Here is a 20,564-nt window from a genome sequence, read left to right as displayed (position 1 = left end):
TTTTAAGGATGCATGTCGTTAAGAGATGCATCCTTTTTTATTTCTTTCCCATTGTCCTGCTATTAATAATGACATAATGGATATCCACTCTTTTACCGTCGGGCCTTTTGCCGAAAATAGCTACCTGTTGATAAAAGGAAGTGAAGCCTTACTGATTGATCCGGGCTTCACATCAGCCAATGAATTTAGCCAAGTTCAATCAATTGTAGAAACTAATGAGCTTTCATTGTTGGCAGTGTTATTGACACATGCCCATGTCGATCATGCATTGGGTGTGCCACGGGTTCTTAATTACAAGCAGCTGCCTGTTTATTTAAGCGATAAGGACCGCTATTTATGGAATAATTTTGTTTCACAGGCCTCAATGTTTGGTCTGAATGTTGAAGGGTTTGATTTTGAGCCAGAGATTTTGCCGATACAACAGGACTGGTCAATCGGAGAATTTACTTTTGATGTATTGTACACACCCGGGCATTCCCCGGATCATGTTTCCCTGTACAGCCAGGATGAGGGTATTCTAATCGCAGGGGATGCACTCTTCAGGGAAGGCATAGGGCGTACGGACCTTTATAAGGGAAGCATGGAGACACTTAAAAAGTCTATCAAAACGGAGCTTTACACCCTGCCGGATGATACCACGGTTTATTGCGGGCATGGACCGAAGACTACCATCGGGCATGAAAAACAAGCAAATCCCTTTGTGTCGGTGTAGCGTAATTCGTTAAATGCCTCTGCGTAAATTAAGGCAAGAAAGCTACTCTTCTTCGGATTGCTCTTTAATGCTTTTCAGCCTGGTAATTTGCTCATTATAATAATCCTCTTTGTCTGCCTTTATTTTTTTCAGGCGCTCATAAGAACGGATTGCTGTATCAATTTTTCCTTGTTGCTCATGAATCTTTGCCAATGTTTCTGAGGTAAATTCGTCAACATCGCTGTTGATTTTAGCATTTCTTTTGCTACCTTCATCCATTTGATCTTGCTTGGGCCGTATACGTTGCGACTCCATTTCGGACAATCGTTGAATCAACATGTCCAAGTCTAAAACAGGTCCATGGCGCTTCAACCCAAAAGAGGCTTGAGTCTGATTGGTATCGGCTGGTTTGGGAATCCAGGCATCAAATACATCCGGATGCTGTAGATAATAGTGGAGCTTATTCAAAAAGGGACTACCCGGCGAAAAGATACGAGCTTTGAGTGCTTTTTCCATTGCCTCCTCCGGCATATTCCGGAGATAATAAAACCATGCAAGTAAAAAGTAACCAACTGCGTCGGGCCCGCGCTTGTCTAACTGTTTGGTAAGCCGCTTGGTAGCTTTAACAGGATCTTTTTGAAAATGTTCTGCATAGGATATAAGCGACTTAGGTATGTCAAAAGGTAATTGAAGCATCTCTGTTATTTAGTATTTCCCGACATCAAATTAGTTTGGTGTACAAACGAGTGATAATAGCACTCACGTCCATTAAGTTAACGTATTATACTGTTACCAGCCACTAACTGCATCATTAAACATATTATCAGCAACGCGGCCTAAGGCTTCTTCAGCCGCGGTTTCTTCTCCCTCAATTGGATTTTCATTGGTATCATAAGTAGCTGCTCCGCTGAAGGTTTTATTCCATTCCGGTTTATCCTTTTCTATATACTGGTAAGTGGCCCGTACGTTAATAGTAACCTCGTTACGAGTGGTCTCGTCATCTCCTGTTATACTAAAAGGGCCATTTCGGTAGTTGGTGATTGACCCTTCCAAAACAGCATCAGCCGTAGCTCGCGAATTGGCCAGCTGTAAGCGTGTTTGATTGATAAATCGATCAATGAGAGCCTCATTCAGCCGATCGCTGAGGTTGCCAACCCCACTCGATGATTGATCAGCAAAGAAGGGTATGTAGACTGAATTTACGTTTTCAGGTATAGAGGCACCGGTAAAACTATATCTAATACAGCCGGACCCAATAATGCTGATAAACAGCACTAAAAACAGGAGGATTTTTTTATTGTAAATCATACTGGTCTAATTTGCGATACAGCGTTCGTTCACTAATACCAAGAGCTTCAGAAGCTTTGCGGCGATTGCCATCATATTTTTGCAACGCCTGTTCAATGAGAAATTGTTCTGTTTTCTCTATTGAAGGAATATCCTCTGCACTAAAAAATTGGGAAAAAGCTTCTTCCTCGCTGTTTTCTTCTTCCGAAATATCAGCTTCTGCAAAAGGCTGCACGCCAATATTTTCCTCTGATGTTGCTCCTACATCAATATCAAATTCAGAAATATCGCTATGTTGAACTTCATCCTGAATGTTTTGGGGTAACGCTTTTAAATTTTTCTGGGAAAAGGTAGAATAGAGAAAGGTTCCCAGCATTTTTTTAAGATCACCGATATCATTTCTTAATTCAACCAGAGCCCGGTAAATAAGCTGTTGATCTCCATCTCCGGCCGACCCATTGGAGGTATGTTGCTGCTTATCAGCCAGTATTGGCAAGTTGTCCGCCGAGCCGGTATGCTGGCGTCCCTTCAAATACTTTTGCAACTTTTCGGTATCGATGAACTGCGATTTTTCCAGCACTACCAGCTGCTCGGCGACGTTACGGAGCTCACGTACATTGCCGGGCCAGCGATAAGAAATAAGCAGTTCTTTGGCATCATCAGAAAAGCCTTTGAATACCGAGTCGTATTTGGACGAAAATTCGGTAACAAATTTACGAAAAATAGGGATAATATCATCTGGGCGCTCACGCAGAGGAGGAAGCTTCACTTTTACCGTATCGAGTCGGTAATACAGATCCTCGCGGAATGTTTCATCCTGTACCAGCTGCCAAAGGTCTTTATTGGTAGCAGCAACGACACGAACATCGGTCGTACGCAATTTACTTGATCCAACCCGAAAATATTCCCCGGATTCAAGCACGCGCAGTAGTTTTACCTGCACGTTAGCTGGAGTGTCGCCAATTTCATCCAGAAAAATGGTACCTCCATTGGCTTTTTCAAAATAACCTTCCCGGGCCTCATGGGCACCGGTAAAGGCCCCCTTTTCATGGCCAAAAAGTTCACTTTCAATAATACCCTCAGGTATCGCACCACAATTGACAATAACCATATTTTCATGCTTGCGATGGCTGACGGCATGAATAGCTTTGGCCGTAATATCTTTACCTACACCACTTTCTCCTTGCAGAAGAACCGTTATATCGGTATCCGCAACCTGTATTATTTTGTCAATGACCTGTTTTAGGGCAACAGACTCACCTATGAGCCCAAATCGTTCTTGAAATGCTTCACGATCCATAGAAATGCCTATTTCTGATCTTTATGAACTTAACAACATCTTTAACTCTAAAGGTAACAATTACAACATTAGATACATAAAGATATTCTGATAACCGCTGAATATCTATGTCAAAAAATTTGGTAACTATCTTCCGGTTTGATCGTCATATGAATAGTGGAAACTATCTGAACTTTATTTTATGATACTGAAACCAGGCTATTACCACCTTTTGCAGTCAGTTTTTCTTGCGTATGAAAAATGAAAAAGAATTTCAGATAGTGGATGCGGTCCTTAATGGGAACAAAGACCGCTATCGCGAATTGGTGGATCAGTATGCCCCGATGGTTTTTCACATCGTCAACCAGTTCGTGGATTACAGAGATGAGGCAGAAGAACTGGCACAAGATATTTTTGTGAAAACATATGAACGACTGGCCTCTTTTGATAAGAAGTCTCGTTTTTCATCCTGGTTGTATATGATTGCCAAAAACCACTGCAGAGATTATGTAAAAAATGTTCGCCGGCAAAATAAATCCTTTAGCGAGATGAATCAGCATAAATTAGAGCAGCAAATGAAGGATGAAAGCAGAGCCGATACTGATATGGAAAAAAACGAATGGCTGCAATTATTGGAAGAAGGGTTGAAGGTGATAAACCAAGAATACGCAGAGGCTTTTTTGATGAAATATAGGTCTAGGATGACCTATAATGCGATGTCGCAACGGTTGGGGGTGTCTGTCAGCGCCCTCAAGGTTCGAGTATACCGAGCCAAGAAAGAGTTGAAAACATACATAGAAAAAAATAGCTGAACATTATGAACAAGGATGAATTGCTCCGGGGTTACCTGGAGGGTAATTTATCGTCTGAAGAAGAGAAACGAGCCTTGCATACAATTGCTGAGGACGAAGAGCTGCGTGCTATGTTACGATTTGAGCAACGGCTCAATGAGGTTTCTTTAGATGAATCGCTCGACTATGACAGGGAAATCGTGCCGGAGAATTTTTCGGCGCAGGTTATGCAGCAAATTGCACTGGCGGACGAAATACAGAGCCTTTCGGTTTATCAACAGCTGAAAGCTTGGTTTCGCGGGTTATTTACTCCAAAACAGATACAATGGCGGCCGGCTTACACTTTTGCAATGGTGGTATTGGCATTGGCTGCCTTCTTATATCCATGGTACCTGACGCAACAGATGAAAGAGGATATGCCCTCATTCGCTGAAAATAGTGAAAGTAAAGAGGGGGTAAATGGCTCGGTACAACAAGTTTCATCCGGTACGGAGGAAGTTATGCTTAGATTTGTTTACATCGATGAAAATGCTAATTCGATGGCAGTAGCAGGTGACTTTAATGATTGGGAGCCCGTAGAAATGAGAAGTCAGCAGATCGATGGAAAACAGGTATGGACTGCCCTTGTGCCAATGAAGCGCGGAGAACATCATTATATGTTTGTTAAAAATGAAGATCAATGGATGACAGATCCGCTGGCCACTATCCAGCGCGATGATGGCTTCGGTAATAAAAATGCTGTTATCTATTTATGAAAAAGAACCTGCTGATAATGTGTTTTATATTTTCTCTAACAACCTGTGGATTTAGCCAGCAGTGGCAGACGATATTTTACCTGGATACAAGGGTGGGGTATTCCACGAACAGCTATTTGAATCCCTTTTTATCTGAGTGGGATCCGGCGATGGAATCGGGCTATAATTTTACATCGTTTATTGGACAGACGTCTTGGTATAATGATGGTCATTCCTTCTCTGTGATGGGAGGTCCGTTATACATGCCCGTTTTTAACGAACAACAGGATAACTGGGGCGGAGGATTGGGTTTGCTGAACTACAATTATTGGCTGTCTGACAAAATAAGTGCAGGCTTGGAGGGCGGCGCCAGCTATATGACGGGAGCATACAGCCGGACATTATTATGGGCCCAGCCTCAATTAACGTGGTTTATTTCACCTTTTACACTGTTGCGTACAAAAGCGGGCTCCAATTTTCGCACCTATCGTAACTATGGAGGTGTAGATCAAACCAGGGACCGGCTTGACCTTTACAGCCTTGAGTTTGAGACGTGGCCCAGTTATAAGTGGCGTCTTAGGACAGCTTTGCATGGGGAATTGGATGCCTTTCCCGATATTCGCGAAGGGTTCAACAGCCAGGCATCAGTGACCTACTTTCTTAGAGACGGAGCTTCTGTAACAGTGAGTGGAAGTTGGGCCCAATATCAATATGAAAGTACAACAACCGAAGATAATGGGACAACACCATTTCCACCAGGCAATGATCAGAATCCTTCAACTATTTCCGTTACAAACGTAGATCGAATCATAAATATGAGTATAGAGGGGACATTCCCTGTCAATAAGCAATTTACGCTATTTGCCGGGGTTAATGGAGTTCAGCTAAGACCTGAGTCAGAGTCTTCGGGCGAGGCTGTTACTGAATTTAAGGTATCCGGAGGGCTACGATTTAGTTTTAACCCGCATTTCAGGTCAAAAGATTATAGCATAAACCCGGAATGGAAGAAGACGAAAGGTGAACAGGAAGTGCGTATCCGTTACTCAGGAGAGGGACAGCTGTTTCTGGTGGGAAATTTCAATAATTGGAATAAAACAGGAATCCCGCTTACCGAGAGTAGCGATAATGTGTATAGAGCTCAGCTTCTGTTGGAAACAGGAGCCTATGAATATAAAGTGCTCAAGGTACAGGGCCGTTCGGAAGATTGGCTACCATTTTCGAATAAAGTCTATACAGTAGATGATGGTTTTGGCAGTGAAAATGCCATGTTATTAGTCGAATAAATTAGAAAAAAGAATTATGAAAACGTACAAACAGTTATTGCTTTTTATATGTACTTGCGGAATGCTGGTACTGTCAGGACAACAGGTAGGTGCTCAGAATAGCGAATTATCCTCATTATTTGAAAAGGCCAAACAAGCTGGTGTTGAGGAGGCTTCGTTAACTGAACTCCAAGACCGGGCTCAAGCGCAGGGGATCAGTTCACAGCAACTTCGTCAAATTTTGCAGTCTGCTGTAGATATGTCGGCCAGGAATCTTCCGGGAGAACTAGCCATCGACAAAGCACTTGAAGGGTTCTCCAAGGGAATTCCCGGCAACCGTATTATCGCCGTTCTGGATCAGGTGCAGCAGAGCATGGTGCAGGCAACCGACATTGTTGATCCCTGGTTAAACCGCCCGGCGGTTCAAGAGATGCTGAATCAAGCCGGTTCTTCTATGCCCGAACAAAATTTTCGTAATGATATGGCCCGGGCAGCTTCGCGGTCATTGATGAAGAATGTTTCTCCGGGAAATATCAGCACTATTTTATCTCAAATCGAATCTGACCCCGTAGTTTCAAAAGTTTATCCTGCAGATATGGTCGCTGCAATGCAAATACTTTCAGATTTGCCCACTACTGCTGACCAACCAGAACAATCAGCTTCGTTTATCATACGAGCACTCAGAGGAGGATTCAATGCCAATGAGTTACAGCAACTGCCTGCTGCTTTAAAAATGGGACAACAGCGCAGCCAGCTGCCTGCTGCTTCCGTGGTAGACGGGGTGGCCAGGCAAATGGAGGGAGGTATCCCGGCCAAACAAATCCTCGATAATCTTTTCAACGGCAAAGTAGGGGGTGGCCCTCCGGGAAATGTACCCAAAGGCCTGGAAAACAGGCCTGAACGCGGAAATGGTTCTGGAAATCGAGGTAACTAATGAGAGGTTTCTACTACAATATATTGAACAATAAATAATTCTGTAACCATTCTTCCTTTCGCTCGTCTTATGCTCAGAGATGGAAGTACAAAACAAAATAATTAATCATAGACAGATGAAAGATATGTTACGGAATAAAATATTATCAATACCATTTGCATTTTTTCTTGCTGCAGCGGTTTTCTTCACAGGTTGTGACGACAACGGTACCGGATCGGATGGAAGTATGGGAACAATGACGGTAGAGATGACCGATGCACCCATTGATTCGGCCGATGCGGTAAATGTGTTCATCGAACGCGTTGAAGTACAGGCACAAGATTCCGAGGGAGAAGAGGGAGAATGGATTGTATTAAGCGAACCCCAGCAGAGCTATAATCTGCTTGAATTAGTTAACGGTGCCACTGAAGTGATCGGTACCAAAGAGCTCGAACCGGGCATTTATGAACAAATACGACTGATTTTAAGCACAAACGGTCACAGCGTGGTGGTGGATGGCACTGAGCATAGCATGATGGTGCCAAGTGGAGCACAGACCGGCATTAAGCTTAATATCAATGCGGAAATTCAGTCTGATATTGAATATGTATTACTATTGGACTTTGATGCCAGTCGCTCGGTTGTAGCTGCTGGGCAACCCGGCAATGCACAGAAATACCTGTTGAAGCCGGTTATTAAAGCCTCAGAAAAGGCTATTACCGGTAATATTGAAGGCGTTGTGAACCCTGCTGATGCCCAACCTGTAGTTTACGCTATTGCAGGATCAGATACTCTTGCTTCGACTATTGCTGATACTACCAGCGGAGACTTCAGACTTATTGGTCTTGAAGAAGGCAGTTATGATGTATCCGTGAACCCTCGTGTTGACAGTTACCAATCCGCCACAGTTGAAGATGTAACCGTACAAACAGGAAAAACCAAGGATATAGGAACGGTTGAATTAAATCAGCAGTAAAATATGTTAAAATAGGGAACAGTAATAGGGCTACAAATCAGTTAAGTAGAGGCCTGCAACGCGAGTTGTGGGCCTTTTTAATATGGATGAAACATAAATAAAAAGCATTAGTTTTAAGCTAACTTATATGCGGAAGAATTTTTATAAATAGACATTTTAAACCGAATAGATTGATGCTTTAATTTAAAATCTCATTGGTTATTTTTTGGACTCCGAGGCCGAAGTTTTAAAACCAAAGCTTTTTCTATGAGTTTTGATGATAAAGCATTACAACGACTTGAGTTTTTATATGGATCCGAACAAAAAAGGGATCTGTTAAACCGGCTTAAAAAGCTTGTAGGCAAGCACAACCTTAGATTGAGGGATACCCCATCATCCAGAATATCCTTCAGCCAGGAAGATGCTGTACTCATAACGTATGGAGATGTCATTCTGCCTGAGAACGGCCAGAAGAATAAGCTACAGACATTAAAAGAATTCGTAGAAAAAAGGTTGGGAGATGCTGTAAATACCGTTCATATTTTGCCCTTTTTCCCCAGCTCATCAGACCAGGGCTTTTCGGTCATTGATTACTTGAAAGTACGAGAAGATCTTGGAGATTGGGAAGATATTGAATCGCTCTCTGAAAAATATAATGTGATGGCAGACCTGGTGATCAATCACACTTCAAGGTTTAGCGATTGGTTTGAAAATTACCAGATGGGAAAAGCCCCCGGGAAGGATTACTTTATTGAAGTTGATCCCTCTACCGATCTTTCTAATGTAACCCGACCTCGCAGCAGCCCTCTTTTAACTACGGTCAAGACCAACCGGGGGATGCAGTATGTTTGGACAACATTCAGTGATGACCAGATAGATCTTAATTTTATCAACCCGGATGTCCTTATTGAATTCGTAGATATCTTTCTGTTTTATCTGTCGAAGGGGATCAACTTAATCCGGCTTGATGCAATTGCCTACTTGTGGAAAGAAATAGGTACCAACTCTATTCACCTTGAAGAGACGCACCAGGTTATCAAACTTTTCCGCGATATAGTGGATCATATTGATCCCGATATAACGCTGATTACGGAAACCAATGTACCGTTTGATGAGAATATCAATTATTTCGGGGACGGTGATGAAGCCCATATGATTTACCAGTTTAGCCTGCCTCCGCTGCTTTTGCATGCTATTCTAACAGAAAATGGGCAATACCTCACACAGTGGGCTCAGGAGCTGCCGGAACCCCGGGAAGGGTGCACCTATTTTAATTTTACCGCCTCCCATGATGGCATCGGAGTACGCCCTCTGGAAGGATTAGTCCCCGATGAAGAGTTCGATTATTTGATCAAAAGTACCAAGGAAAGAGGGGGATTTGTATCGTATAAAAAGAATGAAGATAATTCTCAAAGTCCTTACGAGCTAAATATCACTTACTACGATGCCTTTGCCGAGCCGGGCAGAAAAGATACACAGTTCCAGGTAAAACGATATTTATGCTCGCAGATTATCATGCTGAGCCTACAGGGCGTGCCCGGGGTCTATTTCCATAACTTCACGGCCACTAAAAATTATTTGGACGGTGTTACGGAAACCGGTGAAAAGCGTGCCATCAATAGGAAACAGTGGGGAGAGGAAGAGCTGGAAGAGCATTTAAGCCAAACAAATGATATAACTCATTATATATTAACACGGTATAAAGAATTATTGCAGATTCGCAAGCAGCATTCGGCGTTTAGTCCCGCAGCGAAACAAGAAGTACTGGACTTGGGAAATGATTTTTTTGTGCTGCACCGGAGTTCGGACGAAGAAAATATCCTCTGCATTAGCAATATAACCCATGAGCACAAATCTCTGGCCAGAGAACTGCTGTCTTCCTTCATAGCCGAAGCTGATACCTATACGAATATCTTGACGGGTGATCAGCTTACCATAAAGAACGAGCTTAAACTTGAACCGTTTAAAACGGTTTGGCTAGCTATCTAGGCACTGGAGTATTTGATGGAGATCCCGAATGATAAGGTCGGGCTGAAAATCACTTTCATCCAGCTCCCGGGTTTCATGGCGAATAGATCGCTGGTCGCCTACATAGAGCGCTGTGCGCATCCCCAGGTTTTTAGCAGGTCGGATGTCTTTACGGATATCGTTGCCGACATATAGTATTTGTTCCGGTTGTAATCCTTCTTTATTGGCAGCACGGTCAAAGACCTTGTAAAATTCTTCTGAAGGTTTTTTGAGGCCGGTCTGATACGACCAAACCAATAAATCGGGATTAAAACCAAACTCTGCAGGACTTACCCCCAGGAATGCTTCAAATGCAATTGGAGTATAAAACTGAGAGTTCGAAATAATGCCTAATTGAAGGCCATCATCCAACAGGTTTTTGAGTAGCTTTTTTAAATCGGGTACGGGCCAAATATCATTAATTCGGAATTCGAACTCAATGCCAAAGCGCAGGGCAAGTCCTTGGGTAACCGAACCGGCAATAAGCTGCTCCTTTTGCATCTTCTGCAGAACTTCAAACCATACGGTACGCACATCGGGTTCCGGATGGTCAACGCCATCGGTTTGAGCCGAAGAAATATGAGCAGTAATGGTATCTTTAAATAATGTTTGCCCGCGATCGCCGGCTTGTTCATGCAAGATCGTAAGCCCACAATCTTTAAGGGAAGCGGTAAAATAGTCGGCACTTTTAGACTGTTGATCCTCATCGATACCGATATCTCCAACAGCCGATATAAACATGGTGCCATAAAAGTCAAAAGCTACACACTGGATATCCTGCAGGGGCTGCAGCTTTTGAGGATGATTGATTGAAATAGGAGAAAGGGGATGAGTGAGATCCCGAATGCGCTTCAGTAGCTGTGCTCTATTCATGTATATCAGACGTACGGTTAAACTTTTCACGATAAGCATCTATTTCAATCATGGGCGGACGTTCTTCTTCCACAATTTCAAGTTCAGCCTGTTCATAGACCTTATCCTTGGCCTGTGTTTGCCGTAAAACGGTTTGGAAGTCATCAATCTTTTCAATGATCCCCAAATGTTTGGCTCGTTTGATAAAGGTTTGTAAGATACCAAAAGCCATCTTTCCCAGTGCCTGTGTCGGTTTGTTTTCATGCACGCGTTGGTCGAGGTCGGTTTGGGCAAAGGCTTCCAGTCCATATTTGGTGTAAACGTCGATCAGGTGCGAGGTCTCAACACCATAGCCGATGGGGAAGTTGATATGCTCCAGCACTTCCCGACGGACTGCATATTCCCCGGAAAGCGGCTGAATGATACCGGTCAATTCGGGGAAGTAGAGGGAGAAGAGCGGGCGAATAAGGATTTCCGTAACCCGACCGCCACCGGAAGCGCGAACGTTTCCCGATACCGCCAGCGGTCGATCATAAAAGGCTTTGACGTATTTGATTTTCTCTCTATAAATAAGGGGCGCTACCAGTCCATAGACAAATCGGGGATGGATGTTGCTGATATCAGCATCCACATAAACGATAATATCTCCTTTTAACTGGTAGATTGCTTTCCAGAGGTTTTCTCCTTTGCCTTTCTTGGATTTGATATGGGGCAATATTTCGTCTGCCAGGTAAACATCCGCACCAAAATTTGAGGCTACTTCACGGGTATTGTCATCCGATCCTGAATCGATAACTGCGATCTCATCCAGCAGGGGATAGCGGTCAACAAGTTCAGATTTAAAGATAACCACTTCCTTGCCAATGGTCTTTTCTTCATTAAGCGTAGGCAGGCAAAGAGAAATCGTCAGCTCATTTTTTTCCTTGGCTTCTACTAACTTCTTCAGATCCCAAAACTGGCAATGGTGGTAGGTGTTATTATTAATCCATTGGTCAAGTTTCTTCACAATAACCTCCGTCAATAGCTAACAAGGTACCAATTATCTGTGCAATGCCGGTATAGATCGGTTCAATTTCTACGGTTTCATCTTTTCCCCGAACGTTACTTCCTTTGGATATACCCAGCGTAATAGCCGGAATCTCTTGATCTATGAATGCTGATAGCTCGGATGTACTGGGGCCGGGGCGTGATTCAATATCCAGATGATCCATGATTTGTCGCGTTCTTTTTACCAATGGATGGGAAAACTTAAGCCCTCCAGGTCGTCTTTCGGCAAAAATATCCAGTTCAATACGATCACCACTTCGGGAAGAGACCTCTTCGACAATTTCCCGCATGTTCTGATGAATCTCCTGAACCAGCTCTGACGACTCGGAGCGAATTTCAAATTGTAGCTTTGCTTTTTTTGCTGTGGTAAACGAACTTCCGCCTTCTATCGATCCCAAGACAATACTCGTTCGGGGGCGTTGTGGCGTCTTAATTTTGTTGATACGGTTGATAAGCTCATTAATAGTGAGGATTGCACTGGCATCTCCAAAGCGTGACCAATCATAGGTTTCCGGGACTTCGCACGTCAGCTCACCTCGTCTCATACCGATAGAAGTATGACTCAATCGTCCCAGCTCTACTCCTTCAATACCTAAACCAGCTTTCAGGGGTTGATCAAAATGGGATAAGAAAAATCGAAGCCCTTTCAGATTGCCCCGTCCCAGGCTGCGAGTGGCTCCCATCAGGATGAGGTTATGGCTGAGCTCAATATCCAGTTCCTCCAGAATGGTAGGGATGGTTGCCAGGACGGCGAGCCCCAAACTGTTATCCGCTACGCCAGGCCCTTGCACCGTCTTCGGTTGTATCTGGATGGTATGGTCTACTTTAGAATCAAAGACTGTATCTGCATGAGCTACCAATAGAATGGACTCCTTATTGGAGGAGCCTTCTAAAATACCAATGCCATTGCCTGCTTCATCCACTGAGTTGTGGGCGATTTCCGCTTCCTTAAACCTGTTAAGCAGGAATTCTATTCGATCCTCTTTCTCAAATGTGGGGGCAGGAATTTCTCCGACCATTACCAAATTGGCCAGTAGTATTTCCTTGAGCTCTTTGGCCGTTTTTTGAGAGGAGGAAAGCAAACTGAGTATCTCTTCAAATGATTGAATCACGACTCATAGCATTTTTTGATATTGCATTTTTAATATTAAAAAATATGAGGAGTCTACAAATGCTTATTTGTGTCTGTTGACAATAATTAGTTTGGCAGAAACACAGTGCATTCGTTTCCCAATTTTTAGGCATGTAATGAATGGATAATCCCTGGTAGGGGCCTGCCCAGAAATAAAAAATATTTTTATGTAAGGATTACCCTTTAAAAGGTACTTACCTATGTAATGCATTAATTATCCGATTTGAGAGAAAGAGTTGGTAGATAATTAGGTAATACCAAGAATAATATCACTTTAACAAAAAATAGAAAAGAGAGGCAAAAATTATGAGTTATATATTTAAAGGATCACTCTGTGGACGCTTATGTGATGATTGTGAGGAATACCTTTCGAATGTGGTGGTTAAGTTGTACCGGATTCGAGAAAGAGAGCGGGAAACCGTCTTGGCTACGGCCAATCCCAAGAATACGTTTTCGATTTTATCTGAGAAGGATATTAAAGCCAAGGAAAAATTGTTGATTGCTCAAACAGAAACCGGAGAGCGCGGCCAGTTTAACTTTGAACTGGGAGAAAATCAGGACTATGAAGGAGAAGCTTTTGAAATTGATGTATATGTTGAACGAGCTCCCGGACAAGATGAACGCCCCGACGATACATCGCCGGTACAGTTTACTATCACCACCCTTCAGCCTCAATGGAGACAAACCAAAGAGGGACAGATAGCCGCTTGGGAATACTGTATATCTCATCGGTTTTGGTGCCGAATTCGCGAACTGTTAGGCGCCTACGTTATTTGCGGGCAGGTGCTGGATTGTGAAAAGGAGATACCGTTACCTGGAGTTAAGGTTTCAGCATTCGACAGAGACTGGTTACAGGATGATCCACTTGGCTCGGCTCTTACTGATTCTACAGGCCATTTCAGGATTTACTATTCTGCGGATGATTTCAAACAAGGCACCTTCATTGATGTGGAGTTATTTGGTGGGCCGGATATCTATTTCCATGTAGAAACAACTTTAGGGTCCCCCTTACTCATTGAAGATCCTTCGAAGGGAAGAGATCCTGATCGAGAAAATGCAGGTTCTTGTTTCTGTGTAACCTTATGTTTAGCTGATACCCCATCGATTCCCCCACCTGAACCGCTGCCTTTCTTTAGTCATATAGGAGGTTATGATTATGAAGATGATATAGTTTCAGCAACCGGATTAACGGTAGGGGCAGACAGAGCATTTTTTAGTAATCTCCGTTTAAATGGAACTTTGTCCAAGAAGTTTAATGGCAGTGATTTGGAGTATCGTTTTGAAGTACATGAGACAGATCCTTCAGGAAATCTTCTTGGTGGGGAAAGTTGGGAGCCCGTATTAGAAGCTCAGATGGGGAAACAGAAAATTGGAACCTTGCAAAGATCCAATCCCGATTATCCTGTACCCAGTCCGAATCCCATCGAAAATGTGGATTATGTAATTAAGCCGAATCAACCGGATGAATTGGCAGTAAATATTGTAAATGATAGTGGTGTGGACTGGATACAAGTTCCCCAGGAAGCTGATAATCCACTGGATTCAACCGGCGATGGTTTTTTTACCCCCAATCATAATTTAATATCACTTAATAGCCGGAGTATAGCGTCATTCCCAGATGTTGATCTAACGGGATTAGTGACCGGAAACTCAGTAACAGATGTGCATCCGTTAGTAGAAAATAAACATTTTGCAATACGGATGATCGTAAGGGAAAAGGGGAGCCCAGGAACGGAAGAGGTTGCCGGTACCTGCGACCATATATCAGTAAATAATACACTCTATGATGGCATCGATAGTCATCCTGATTGGTATTCAAACATCAGAAACAACCAGTTAGCGGTGGCTATGGTAGATGTTGCTCAATTACAGGGTCATGGTTGTTTAGGTATAACCACTGATTTGGATGTAGTGTTTACGGCGGCTCATCCAAATCTCGGGAGCGTAAGTCTTAATATGACAGGACCGGGAGGCCCATATAATTTTACAATGCCACCTGTTTCAAGTCCGGGAGATCATCATGGAACCGCAACTCCGGATTTTTCAGTCTCAGATTTAGAACCTTGCGCTTATATCGTCAATATGAGTGTACAAGTCCTACTGACTGATGGAGACGATACGCCCAGTAATCGTCATGATGAAATTGCGTTTTGCAAACGTAATGGGAATACGTAACAAAACTATCAGTTAGATTCTTAGCCAAGGAACTGATAAAACGAGTTAAGCAGGGTGCCTCGGCACCTTGCTTAGCTTATTTAACCCAAAAATTGAAGAGGGATGTTATGGAAGCTTATCAGCACGGAAAATCAATTACCATATATTTATTTATCCTGATATTCATACTTTTTTTAACCGGACTCTTCGGCTGAAATAAGAAGGGGGTAAAATATTTTTCTTGTTTGGATTCACTATCTGTGGGTGAATGAGTGTTATGCCATAATAATAAAGCCTCACCATATCTTTTATATAAAATATTTTACTTTTTGATTGATAGTCATAAGTTAGGTACTTCAAGCTAAGTATCTATACAAACCCTTCATGAATAATTCTGAGAAACCCTGGTCTATTTATATCGACACCGGCGGTACTTTTACTGACTGTATTGCTGTCACACCGGATGGAAATCAAAAAAAAGTCAAGGTTTTAAGTAGCAGTGCATTAAGAGGAAAAATTGTAGAGCGGCGCGGAACTGCAAAATATAAAATTAAAGAAGATTGGGAGGCACCGGATGGCTTTATCAGAGGCTTCCATTTTTCTTTACTCGACAATCCGGAAATAACCAGAAAGGTAACGGCCTATCATGCCGAGGAAGCCATCATTGAACTGGACGAGCCTTTTGAAGAAACAGGAAGTATTGCTGCTGTCTCTTTTGAAGTTAAAACAGAAGAGGAAGCACCCATTTTGGCCACGCGTTTGATAACAGAAACACCTGTAGGTCGGCCTCTGCCACCCATGGATTTACGATTAGCTACTACAAAGGGGACTAATGCTTTATTAGAAGAAAAAGGAGGTTCAACAATCCTGCTTGTAACAGAAGGGTATCGCGATTTGTTGACCATCGGTAACCAGCAGCGACCCAACTTATTTGCACTTCGGGTTGAGAAAACTCCTCCTATCTATGATGAAGTGATAGAAGTGCCTGAACGTTTATCAGCAGAAGGCGAGGTGCTCAAACGCATTGATTTAACAGCCCTGGAAGCCAAAATTGATAGGCTCTCTCAACAAGATATTCAATCGGTGGCTGTAGCCCTGTTACACAGTCATAAAAATGATATTCACGAACAAGAGCTAAAGAAATGGCTCATGGATAAAGGATTTTCCAATGTATCCGTATCTTCAGAGCTAAGCCCCTTTATTGGCATTATACCCCGGGCGGAAACCACACTCGTAAACGCTTATCTGGAACCCATTATTCAAAGTTATTTGGATAATGTGGCCACACACATGCAAGAGGGATCTTTGATGGTAATGACCAGCGCCGGTGGGCTAACCACAAGCCAGGAGTTCGATCCCAAAGACAGTCTGCTGAGCGGTCCCGCAGGCGGGGTAGTGGGAGCTGCTTCTGAAGGCGAGAAAACCGGCTTTGACAAAATTATCTCTTTTGACATGGGAGGGACCAGTACGGATGTAGCCCGTTACAATGGAGAGTATGAATATGTTTTTGAACACCAGGTAGGATCGGCCCATTTAGTGGCTCCCAGCCTCTATGTGGAAACCGTGGCAGCGGGAGGAGGTTCAATCTGTGGTTATGATGGACACAAACTATATGTAGGCCCAGAAAGCGCGGGGGCTTATCCCGGCCCGGCTTGTTACGGTGCTGGAGGTCCGTTTACTATTACCGATGTAAACCTATTATTGGGACGTTTGGATCCCCAAAATTTTCATATTCCACTTATTGCTGAGGCTGCCGATAAGAAGTTTCGGCAAATTTTGAAGAAGTTGCGAAAAGCTTCTGAGGTGACTATTCACCGGGAAGAAGTTTTGCAAAGTTTCCTTGATATTGCCAACGAGCGCATGGCAGATGCTATTCAGAAAATCTCCCTTCGAAAGGGATATGATGCCCATGAATATGCGCTGGCTTCTTTTGGAGGGGCAGGCGGTCAACATGCATGTGCCATTGCCCGTCATTTGGGTATGAAGAATATAGTTATTCCCGTAGAAGCAGGGCTGCTTAGTGCAGAAGGCTTGCAGCATGCCCGGATTGAAGAGTTCGCTGAACGACAGGTTCTTAAACCATTGTCAGAAGTCTATGAATCAGTTGAAGGCATGATCGAGGAGCTGGCAACCCGAGCAACAGAAAAGCTATATGCTACTGTTGGAAGAGATCAAAAGATTGGGGTGCGCAGAAAAATATGTTCCTTACGATTTCAGGGGCAAGAGAGTAGCCTTGATGTAGAATTTAGTGCTGGTGATGATTTGGCACATCGCTTTCGTACATGCTATATCAAGCAGTATGGTCATTGGGTATCTGGCCGGACTGTAGAATTGGAATCTGTGCGGGTGGTAGCATCAACAACTCAGGACAGGCAGGAGACTATTCCATTGGCAGGAGAGCAAAATTGGCCTGTTCCGGCTTTTACCAAGCCCATTTGGTTTAACGGAAATAAAAGAACAGCCCCTGTTTTTATTAGAGATCATTTGTCAGTCGGTGACTGTATTCAAGGGCCTGCCCTTATTTTAGATCCGCACAGCACTATCGTCATTGAGCCGGGCTGGAAGGGCGCAGTTGATGCAAGAGATACATTGATTTTAAATTTTGATGCTACGGACAACACTACCGGTTTTGAACAAAGGCCAGAAGCTGCGCGACTGGAACTTTTTACCAATCGATTTAGCACCATTGCTACAGAAATGGGAGAGATGCTTCGGCGAACGGCCGTTTCGGTGAATGTAAAAGATCGACTGGACTTTTCCTGCGCGCTACTTAATCCGGAAGGAGAATTAGTCGTCAATGCTCCGCATATCCCCGTTCATCTGGGCGCATTGGGATTATGTGTTCGTCGCCTAATGGAGACTATAGCCATGGAACCCGGAGATGTTGTGGTTACTAATCATCCGGGCTACGGCGGGTCGCACTTACCGGATGTAACAGTGGTGACGCCGGTTTTTACCAAAAATAAGCAGTGTATCGGCTATGCCGCCAGTCGGGCTCATCATGCGGAAATTGGGGGTTTAGATCCGGGATCAATGCCCCCAATGGCCACAAATTTGGCTGAAGAAGGGGTCGTAATTCCTCCAATGTACCTTATCAGGGGAGGAGAAGAAAAGTGGCAGGACATTGAGCAGCATTTGAAGGAGGCCACGTATCCCAGCCGGAATGTGGAAGAAAATATGGCGGATCTCCAGGCAGCGGTGGCTGCAAACCATCGGGGCGCAGAAGGGTTAAGAGCATTAGCCAAGAAGTATGGATTAGACGAAGTCCACCACTATATGAAAGCGCTCAAGCAGCATGCACATTCTAAAATGGAAGACACGCTGATCAATATTCCCGATGGGGAATATGTGAGCGAAGAGCTGCTTGATGATGGGAATCAATTGAAAGCTCGATTTCAGGTAAAGAAGAATCGGATGCAAATTGATTTTACCGGCACTTCAGCCGTACATCCACATAACCTGAATGCTACACCCGCTATTGTCAATAGTGTGGTGATGTATGTGCTGCGACTCTTGATTAATGAACCGTTACCTCTCAATGAAGGTATACTGGCACCAATTGATATTGTATTGCCTCATTGTCTTTTAAATCCGGAGTTTGACCAGGATCCGGCTCAGTGTCCAGCGGTAGTTGGTGGGAATACAGAGGTGAGCCAGCGCTTAGTGGATACCTTGCTCAAACCGTTTGAAGTAGTCGCCTGTAGCCAGGGAACGATGAATAATGTGCTCTTTGGGAACGATTATTTTGGATATTATGAAACCGTAGGAGGTGGGACGGGGGCAGGTCCCGGCTTTCACGGGGCCGATGCTGTTCATCATCATATGACAAACACCAAGGGTACCGATCCAGAGATTCTGGAGTATCGCTATCCCGTTCGGCTGAGGCGTTATTCGATTCGAGATGAGTCCGGAGGAGAAGGGGAATACGGGGGAGGGAATGGCATAATAAGGGAGATTGAGTTCCTTGAATCGGTCAGACTGACGGTATTGACCCAACATCGATTAGAAGTACCTTATGGACTAAAGGGAGCAGAAGCCGGAGCTGCTGGAGAGCAATGGGTCCATTATGCAGATGGATCCAAAGAAAAGTTAGCCCCCATTGATGGCCGGGACCTACAAAAAGGCGATCGGTTCATTCTTAAAACACCTGGCGGTGGCGGGTTCGGCCATCCTGATAAATAGTGCTACCAGATACCTCCACTAAAATGGAATATCATCGTCGGTGGCAGAAAGATCGATAGAGGGTTCTTCATCATTAAAAGGTACATTGTCCTGTGGCGCGCCTCCCGGATTACTATCGCCACGTTCTACTTTCCAAGCTTTAACATCAGTGTACCAGTTTCCTTTGTATTCACGACTTTGAATATCGATATGTGCAATGATGTCTTCACCTTCCTGCACATTTGCCTGATCAATACTGTCGCCCCATTGGGTGATACAGATTTTTTTGGGGTATTGCCCAGCAGTTTCCAGGATAAAGTCGCGCTTCCGCCAAGGGCCATTTTTGCCCTCACCAGATTGTTCTTCTAAGATTTGCTTAACGGTGCCTTTTATTTGCAGATCCATCGGTGATATAAAGCCTGATTATAGAATATTGTCTGCCGAAGGATAAGGCCTCTAAAACTGCTATGCAATATTAAAAACGGATAATAATTTTATTCAGAATTAAGGAGTTCCAGCAGAAATTCTCTGCTGCTTTCATCGAATATTCCATTCACCTCCAGGTCAAAATTAGTGGATTGAAGTTGTTTGACGCCCCCTTCCGTTTTGGGACCGAAAATGCCGTCGGAAGTCCCAACATCAAAATCAGCAAGTTTCAGTGCATCCTGCAATTGTACCACTGCTTGTCCACGGTCGCCTCTTTTTAATATCTTGTCTTCAAGCTCGATATCTCCTTTGTGTTTTAACCTCCGGAAGTCGAGCAAGCGGTCGGCCGGGTAAGCAGATATAGAGACGGCGTTATTCTGATTACCTCCAAGCGTATAAATACGGGAATGATCATTAGAAAAGCCCATAAAAATTCCCACATGTCCCTGGTGAGAATCGGGATGGCCCCGCCAGTAAACAACAATATCTCCCGGCTCTGGATTTGCTACCGAAAACCCCACATTTAACCAGGATCTGGCTGCAGCTGAATTAGAGCGCTCTGATCCTGCCTTTAAGGCTACCCAGTTCATAAAAATACTGCACCAGGGCGTCTCATCATCATTAATCCAGGTTTGGCCAATATCTTCAGCGTACTGAAGAATTCGTTCATTATCTGTACTACCCGCTATTTCTGTTATACCCAATTCTCCTGAAGCTATTTTTAATAAATTTTCCATGGCTTTTAGATTATGTTAGAGGTTTCTCTTTTCGGTTTAATTAGAACGATAAGAAATGGATGCGTTCAGAGGAATAATCCCTATATTTATTAATCCCCAGCATACTTTTGTCAAATTGTTAACGAATCTTAGACCT

General features: G+C 43.7%; 17 protein-coding genes. 9 read left to right on the top strand and 8 right to left on the bottom strand.

Annotated elements, in window-relative coordinates:
- Positions 1-76: 76 nt before the first annotated feature.
- Positions 77-712, top strand: a complete 636-nt coding sequence (locus tag J6I44_RS19675; protein ID WP_265767975.1) for an MBL fold metallo-hydrolase — start codon at positions 77-79, stop codon at positions 710-712.
- A 42-nt stretch (positions 713-754) separates the two neighbouring features.
- Here the strand turns inward: J6I44_RS19675 and J6I44_RS19670 are convergent, their stop codons facing one another.
- The 3 genes from J6I44_RS19670 to J6I44_RS19660 all read right to left on the bottom strand — a co-directional run bounded on the left by J6I44_RS19670 (position 755) and on the right by J6I44_RS19660 (position 3,278).
- The gene (locus tag J6I44_RS19670) at positions 755-1,387 is read right to left on the bottom strand and encodes a hypothetical protein (RefSeq protein WP_265767974.1); all 633 of its coding nucleotides are present in this window, start codon (positions 1,385-1,387) and stop codon (positions 755-757) included.
- A 93-nt stretch (positions 1,388-1,480) separates the two neighbouring features.
- On the bottom strand, positions 1,481-1,999 hold the full coding sequence (locus tag J6I44_RS19665) for an LptE family protein (protein WP_265767973.1): 519 nt from the start codon (positions 1,997-1,999) through the stop codon (positions 1,481-1,483).
- Complete coding sequence (locus tag J6I44_RS19660; RefSeq protein WP_265767972.1) at positions 1,986-3,278, bottom strand: sigma-54 interaction domain-containing protein; 1,293 nt, start codon at positions 3,276-3,278, stop codon at positions 1,986-1,988. The genes J6I44_RS19665 and J6I44_RS19660 overlap by 14 nt, the downstream gene beginning before the upstream one ends.
- A 233-nt stretch (positions 3,279-3,511) precedes the next feature.
- On the opposite strand from J6I44_RS19660, the gene J6I44_RS19655 reads away from it, so the two are divergent.
- The 6 genes from J6I44_RS19655 (at position 3,512) to J6I44_RS19630 (ending at position 9,901) form a co-directional block, all read left to right on the top strand.
- Positions 3,512-4,069: an RNA polymerase sigma factor gene (locus tag J6I44_RS19655; RefSeq protein WP_265767970.1), complete on the top strand. Its 558-nt coding sequence runs from the start codon at positions 3,512-3,514 to the stop codon at positions 4,067-4,069.
- Between the two features lie 5 nt (positions 4,070-4,074).
- A complete protein-coding gene (locus J6I44_RS19650; RefSeq protein ID WP_265767969.1) occupies positions 4,075-4,803 on the top strand; it encodes an early set domain-containing protein in 729 nt (242 codons plus the stop codon).
- Positions 4,800-6,065 carry a glycogen-binding domain-containing protein gene (locus J6I44_RS19645; protein ID WP_265767968.1) on the top strand — a complete coding sequence of 422 codons (1,266 nt, stop codon included), beginning with the start codon at positions 4,800-4,802 and terminating at the stop codon, positions 6,063-6,065. The genes J6I44_RS19650 and J6I44_RS19645 overlap by 4 nt, the downstream gene beginning before the upstream one ends.
- 16 nt (positions 6,066-6,081) lie before the next feature.
- A complete protein-coding gene (locus J6I44_RS19640) occupies positions 6,082-6,978 on the top strand; it encodes a hypothetical protein (RefSeq protein WP_265767967.1) in 897 nt (298 codons plus the stop codon).
- Between the two features lie 115 nt (positions 6,979-7,093).
- On the top strand, positions 7,094-7,933 hold the full coding sequence (locus tag J6I44_RS19635; RefSeq protein WP_265767966.1) for a DUF4382 domain-containing protein: 840 nt from the start codon (positions 7,094-7,096) through the stop codon (positions 7,931-7,933).
- Between the two features lie 246 nt (positions 7,934-8,179).
- Positions 8,180-9,901, top strand: a complete 1,722-nt coding sequence (locus J6I44_RS19630) for a sugar phosphorylase (protein WP_265767965.1) — start codon at positions 8,180-8,182, stop codon at positions 9,899-9,901.
- Here the strand turns inward: J6I44_RS19630 and J6I44_RS19625 are convergent.
- The 3 genes from J6I44_RS19625 to J6I44_RS19615 are packed head-to-tail and all read right to left on the bottom strand — an operon-like array spanning position 9,890 to position 12,930.
- Positions 9,890-10,792: an HAD family hydrolase gene (locus J6I44_RS19625; protein WP_265767964.1), complete on the bottom strand. Its 903-nt coding sequence runs from the start codon at positions 10,790-10,792 to the stop codon at positions 9,890-9,892. The two genes, J6I44_RS19630 and J6I44_RS19625, sit on opposite strands and share 12 nt — an antisense overlap.
- On the bottom strand, positions 10,785-11,780 hold the full coding sequence (locus J6I44_RS19620) for a glucosyl-3-phosphoglycerate synthase (RefSeq protein ID WP_350356724.1): 996 nt from the start codon (positions 11,778-11,780) through the stop codon (positions 10,785-10,787). Before J6I44_RS19620 ends, J6I44_RS19625 begins: the two co-directional genes overlap by 8 nt.
- Entirely contained in the window at positions 11,764-12,930 is a 1,167-nt protein-coding gene (locus J6I44_RS19615) for a M20/M25/M40 family metallo-hydrolase (RefSeq protein WP_265767962.1), read from the bottom strand. Before J6I44_RS19615 ends, J6I44_RS19620 begins: the two co-directional genes overlap by 17 nt.
- 326 nt (positions 12,931-13,256) lie before the next feature.
- On the opposite strand from J6I44_RS19615, the gene J6I44_RS19610 reads away from it, so the two are divergent.
- Complete coding sequence (locus J6I44_RS19610) at positions 13,257-15,125, top strand: transthyretin-like family protein (RefSeq protein WP_265767961.1); 1,869 nt, start codon at positions 13,257-13,259, stop codon at positions 15,123-15,125.
- A gap of 363 nt (positions 15,126-15,488) precedes the next feature.
- A complete protein-coding gene (locus J6I44_RS19605) occupies positions 15,489-19,286 on the top strand; it encodes a hydantoinase B/oxoprolinase family protein (RefSeq protein WP_265767960.1) in 3,798 nt (1,265 codons plus the stop codon).
- An 18-nt stretch (positions 19,287-19,304) separates the two neighbouring features.
- On the opposite strand, the gene J6I44_RS19600 is transcribed toward J6I44_RS19605, so the two are convergent.
- Positions 19,305-19,670, bottom strand: a complete 366-nt coding sequence (locus J6I44_RS19600; protein ID WP_265767959.1) for a DUF3127 domain-containing protein — start codon at positions 19,668-19,670, stop codon at positions 19,305-19,307.
- Positions 19,671-19,759: 89 nt separating this feature from the next.
- Entirely contained in the window at positions 19,760-20,428 is a 669-nt protein-coding gene (locus J6I44_RS19595; RefSeq protein WP_265767958.1) for a C40 family peptidase, read from the bottom strand.
- Between the last annotated feature and the right edge of the window lie 136 nt (positions 20,429-20,564).

The sequence above is a fragment of the Fodinibius salsisoli genome (assembly GCF_026229185.1).
Taxonomy (GTDB): Bacteria; Bacteroidota; Rhodothermia; order Balneolales; family Balneolaceae; genus Fodinibius; species Fodinibius salsisoli.
This window is presented reverse-complemented; position numbering and strand designations above follow the sequence as displayed.

What these genes read in the sequence shown, in the direction of transcription:
- J6I44_RS19655 (WP_265767970.1), top strand. Translation starts at nt 3,512, where the DNA reads ATGAAAAATGAAAAAGAATTTCAGATAGTGGATGCGGTCCTTAATGGG.
- J6I44_RS19635 (WP_265767966.1), top strand. Translation starts at nt 7,094, where the DNA reads ATGAAAGATATGTTACGGAATAAAATATTATCAATACCATTTGCATTT.
- J6I44_RS19640 (WP_265767967.1), top strand. Translation starts at nt 6,082, where the DNA reads ATGAAAACGTACAAACAGTTATTGCTTTTTATATGTACTTGCGGAATG.
- J6I44_RS19645 (WP_265767968.1), top strand. Translation starts at nt 4,800, where the DNA reads ATGAAAAAGAACCTGCTGATAATGTGTTTTATATTTTCTCTAACAACC.
- J6I44_RS19660 (WP_265767972.1), bottom strand. Translation starts at nt 3,278, where the DNA reads ATGGATCGTGAAGCATTTCAAGAACGATTTGGGCTCATAGGTGAGTCT.
- J6I44_RS19670 (WP_265767974.1), bottom strand. Translation starts at nt 1,387, where the DNA reads ATGCTTCAATTACCTTTTGACATACCTAAGTCGCTTATATCCTATGCA.
- J6I44_RS19600 (WP_265767959.1), bottom strand. Translation starts at nt 19,670, where the DNA reads ATGGATCTGCAAATAAAAGGCACCGTTAAGCAAATCTTAGAAGAACAA.
- J6I44_RS19610 (WP_265767961.1), top strand. Translation starts at nt 13,257, where the DNA reads ATGAGTTATATATTTAAAGGATCACTCTGTGGACGCTTATGTGATGAT.
- J6I44_RS19665 (WP_265767973.1), bottom strand. Translation starts at nt 1,999, where the DNA reads ATGATTTACAATAAAAAAATCCTCCTGTTTTTAGTGCTGTTTATCAGC.
- J6I44_RS19630 (WP_265767965.1), top strand. Translation starts at nt 8,180, where the DNA reads ATGAGTTTTGATGATAAAGCATTACAACGACTTGAGTTTTTATATGGA.
- J6I44_RS19625 (WP_265767964.1), bottom strand. Translation starts at nt 10,792, where the DNA reads ATGAATAGAGCACAGCTACTGAAGCGCATTCGGGATCTCACTCATCCC.
- J6I44_RS19605 (WP_265767960.1), top strand. Translation starts at nt 15,489, where the DNA reads ATGAATAATTCTGAGAAACCCTGGTCTATTTATATCGACACCGGCGGT.
- J6I44_RS19595 (WP_265767958.1), bottom strand. Translation starts at nt 20,428, where the DNA reads ATGGAAAATTTATTAAAAATAGCTTCAGGAGAATTGGGTATAACAGAA.
- J6I44_RS19675 (WP_265767975.1), top strand. Translation starts at nt 77, where the DNA reads ATGGATATCCACTCTTTTACCGTCGGGCCTTTTGCCGAAAATAGCTAC.
- J6I44_RS19650 (WP_265767969.1), top strand. Translation starts at nt 4,075, where the DNA reads ATGAACAAGGATGAATTGCTCCGGGGTTACCTGGAGGGTAATTTATCG.